The sequence below is a fragment of the Arhodomonas sp. KWT genome, from assembly GCF_010993615.1.
This window is the reverse complement of sequence record NZ_WNXE01000123.1, coordinates 1-3,577: the sequence shown is the minus strand read 5'-3', so window position 1 is coordinate 3,577 and position 3,577 is coordinate 1. Positions and strand designations below refer to the sequence as shown.

General features: G+C 70.6%; 3 protein-coding genes. 2 read left to right on the top strand and 1 reads right to left on the bottom strand.

The window, feature by feature from the left end; genetic code table 11:
* Positions 1 to 666: 3-keto-5-aminohexanoate cleavage protein (locus G7A99_RS14290; RefSeq protein ID WP_205599862.1), on the bottom strand; the 666-nt coding region annotated here is incomplete at its 3' end.
* Positions 667 to 1,006: 340 nt separating this feature from the next.
* On the opposite strand from G7A99_RS14290, the gene G7A99_RS14285 reads away from it, so the two are divergent.
* Positions 1,007 to 2,251 (top strand): TauD/TfdA family dioxygenase, encoded by a 1,245-nt coding sequence (locus tag G7A99_RS14285; protein WP_163141277.1) that lies wholly within the window; start codon positions 1,007 to 1,009, stop codon positions 2,249 to 2,251.
* Positions 2,252 to 2,342: 91 nt separating this feature from the next.
* A partial coding sequence (locus G7A99_RS14280) for a hypothetical protein (protein WP_163141274.1) occupies positions 2,343 to 3,577 on the top strand: 1,235 nt, incomplete at its 3' end.

Below are 3,577 nucleotides of genomic sequence, written 5' to 3'. Positions count from 1 at the left end.
GCCGAACGCCGTCCAGCTCGCGTTGGCCGGGAGCTTGTTGCGCATCGCCAGCATGGTCTCCGGGTCCGCCTCGGCGCCCCAGGGAATGCCCAGGCAGAGCTGGAACAGGGGATCGCCGTCGATGAGCCCCTCGGAGACGAGCTGCCGGGCGAAGCGGACCTGGCCCAGGTCGAAGCACTCCAGCTCCGGCTTCACGCCGCTCGCCTGGATGAGTCCCGCCTGCTCGCGAAGCCAGGGTGCGGTACTCAGGTATACGGCGTCCCCGGCGTTGTACGTGCCGCAGTCCAGCGTGCAGATCTCCGGGCGCAGCTCGGCGACCGGGGCGTGCCGCTCCGCCGGGGTCTGCAGGCTGGTGCCGGGCCCGCCGCGGCTCGGGTCCTCCGCGCTGGGGACCCAGTCGCCGCCGCCACCGGCGGTGATGTTGAGGACCACGTCCGTGTCGGCGGCGCGGACCCGCTCGACCACCTCCCGGTAGAGGGCCGGGTCGTGGCTGGGGGCGCCCGTGTCCGGGTCACGCACGTGGATGTGGGCGATGGCGGCGCCGGCGCGGGCCGCCTCGACGGCGGCCTTGGCGATCGCGGCCGGGGTGACCGGCACCCCGGGGTGTTTGCCCGGGGTGTCACCGGCACCGGTGACGGCGCAACTGATGATCACATCGCGGTTCATGACTACTCCTGTGTGGTCTACGCATCGCGGACCGCCTTGGCGGGGCGGGCCGTCACGGCCATCACGGCGCCACGCCGGATGACGACGGGGCCGCGCCGGCCCCGGTTCGCTCGTGAACGACGGCATGCCGGTGTCCGCTGACACAATAGTGTCCGTGGCCGCTGTGCGGGGATGTTGATTGTATTCGCCGTGTTTTTGTATTGAGCCGTCAATGCGGCGGGGTATACCGGAATGCACGGCGACGGCGAATGGCGCAAATTTCCCGGCGAATCAAGGCAAACTGTGTATGAATCCCGCGGGCATCCTGTTCGCTGGACACGTTGATACAGGAGCATCACCGATGACGGATGCGCTGGCGAAGACGAGCCTGCCGCCGACGCCGGATTACGACGCCTGGCCGGTGGAGGTCGCCCTCCACTCGGTGGATCACGACGACCGCGTCCTGACCCTGCGCTGGACAGACGGCCGGGTGAGCCGCTACCACAGCGTGTGGCTGCGCGAGAACGCCGCGGACGAGAGCACCGTCAACCCGGACACCCGCGAGCGCATCCTGGATCTCTCGGGCCTGGGCGCATGGCCGACCGTCGAGGCCGCCGGCCTGGACGACGCCGGCGCGCTGTGGGTGACGTTCCGCCCCGAAGGCCGGACCCTGCGTTTCCATCCCGGCTGGCTCCGTGCCAACGACTACTCCAACGCCGGCGACCCCGAGGCGCCGCTGGTGCCGGTCACGACCTGGACGGGCCGCGAACGGACCGCCCCGGTGACCCTGGACGCGGGCGACTGGCTGGGCCAGGCGGAGGACAGCGCCGAGGCGGAGGGCCTGCTCGGCCGCGCGCTCGAGGTGCTGCTCGGCGACGGCGTCGTCCGCCTGCGCCGGCTGCCGGCCGAGCCGGATACGGTCCGGCGGGTCGCCGCGCGCATCGGACCGCTGCGGCCGACGAACTTCGGTGAGATCTTCAACGTGCGCGCCAAGCCGGAGCCGGACAGCAACGCCTACACGTCCATTGCCCTGCCGCTGCACGTCGATCTGCCCACCCGGGAGTACCAGCCGGGACTGCAGATGCTGCACTGCCTGGAGAACACTGCCGTTGGCGGCCAGGCGGTGATGGTGGACGGCTTCGCGGTCGCCGAGCGCCTGCGCGAGACCGAGCCGGCGGCCTACGAGACCCTGACCCGCGTGTCCTGGTGCTTTGCGAACACCGCCCGGACCACAGATTACGTCTGGCACAGTCCGGTGATCCGCGTCGACGCGCGGGGCAGGCTGCAGGAGGTGCGCATTGCCGACTTTCTCCGTGGTCCGCTGATGACGGCGTTCGAGGAGGTGGAGCCTGCCTACGAGGCGCTGATGGCGTTGCAGCGACTGCTGCGCGAACCGGACCTGGCCATGCGCTTCGACTATGAGCCCGGGGACCTGGTGATCTTCGACAACCGCCGGCTGCTCCACGCCCGCGACGCCTTCGAGGGCGGCTCCGGTGCACGCTGGCTGCAGGGCGTCTACCAGGAGCGCGACGAGGTGCGCTCGCGGCTGCGCATGGTCTGGCGTGCCGAGCGCTGGCAGCGGATCGATTCGGGGTCCGGGGGCTGATGCCGCCACCGCCAGTGTAACGGGACTGGAACACCGTTCTGCCATGGTCACCGGTGCCTTTGCACCATGGCGTACACAGGAGCAGAACGGAATGAAAACGGCAATCCGCAACGGCGGCGCGCTGGCGGCAGCGCTGGTGCTCGCCGGCGCCATCCTTTCCCCCGCGACGGCGGCGGCCGACGGGACCGCCCTCGTGACCAACGGCAACGACTCCGGCAAGGGCTCGCTGCGCGACGCCCTCGAGCGTCAGCAGGCGAGCCACGTGTTCATCGCGCCGTCGGTGACCACCGTCACTATCGAGAGCCCGCTCACCTACTCGGCACGCGCGGCGCTGACCCTCGAGGGCAGCGGGCAGACGGTGCGCACCGGGCGCAACGTCACCCTGCTCGCGGTGACCGAGGGCGCCGATCTCACCGTCTCCGACCTCGCGTTCGAGGGCCGCGGGGACTACAGCATCAAGAACCGCGGCGACATCGACGGCGAGGCCGGCAAGGGCATCTTCGTCGACGTGCGCGACGATCAGACCGGCATGGTCAGCGTCGAGCTGGACCGGGTCTCCGTGGCCGGTGTCGCGGGGCACGGGGTGCACATATCCGACTGCAGCCTCGCCGACGACTGCGGCGCCGGCAGCGGGGGCGGCGGCCAGGGCTCGGACGCCTCGGTCTCCCTCACGCTCAACGGCGTGCGCGTCGACCATGTGGGCTACGGCGGCTTCGACGCCGACGGCGTGCGCGTGGACGACCGTGGTCCAGGCGGCATCTACCTGTTCGTCGACGATTCCTCGTTCACCAATATCGGTGCCGACGGGCTCGAGCTCGATGAGGGCGACAGCGGCGATGTCTATGCCGAGGTCAACGCCAGCGAGTTCCGTGACAACGGCGGCTACTGCGACCCTGGGCTGCTGGCCGGTCACCTGCCGGAGCCGGCGGAGCGCGAGTTCAACGAGGCCGATGGCGCGACCGTCGGGGACGACGTCCCACCCGTCGTGACCGGCACGCTGGACGACAGCTGCTTCGAGCGCGAGGTCTCGACATACGCGTCCGGCAGCGTCGCGGCCTACGAGTTCGGGATCGACCTGGACGACGGCATCGACTTCGACGAGGCCGGCGAGGGTTCGCTGACGGCGACCATGAACGGCTCGATCGTGCGCGGCAACCTCGACGAGGGCGTGGACTTCGACGAGGGCGGCGACGGCGACGCCCGGGTGCGTTTCATCGCGACCGACGCCAGCGGCAATCACGACGACGGCTTCAAGCTCTCCGAGGAGGACGCCGGCGGCGTGACCGGGATGCTGGATCGCGTGAGGGCCGTGGGCAACGGCGGCAA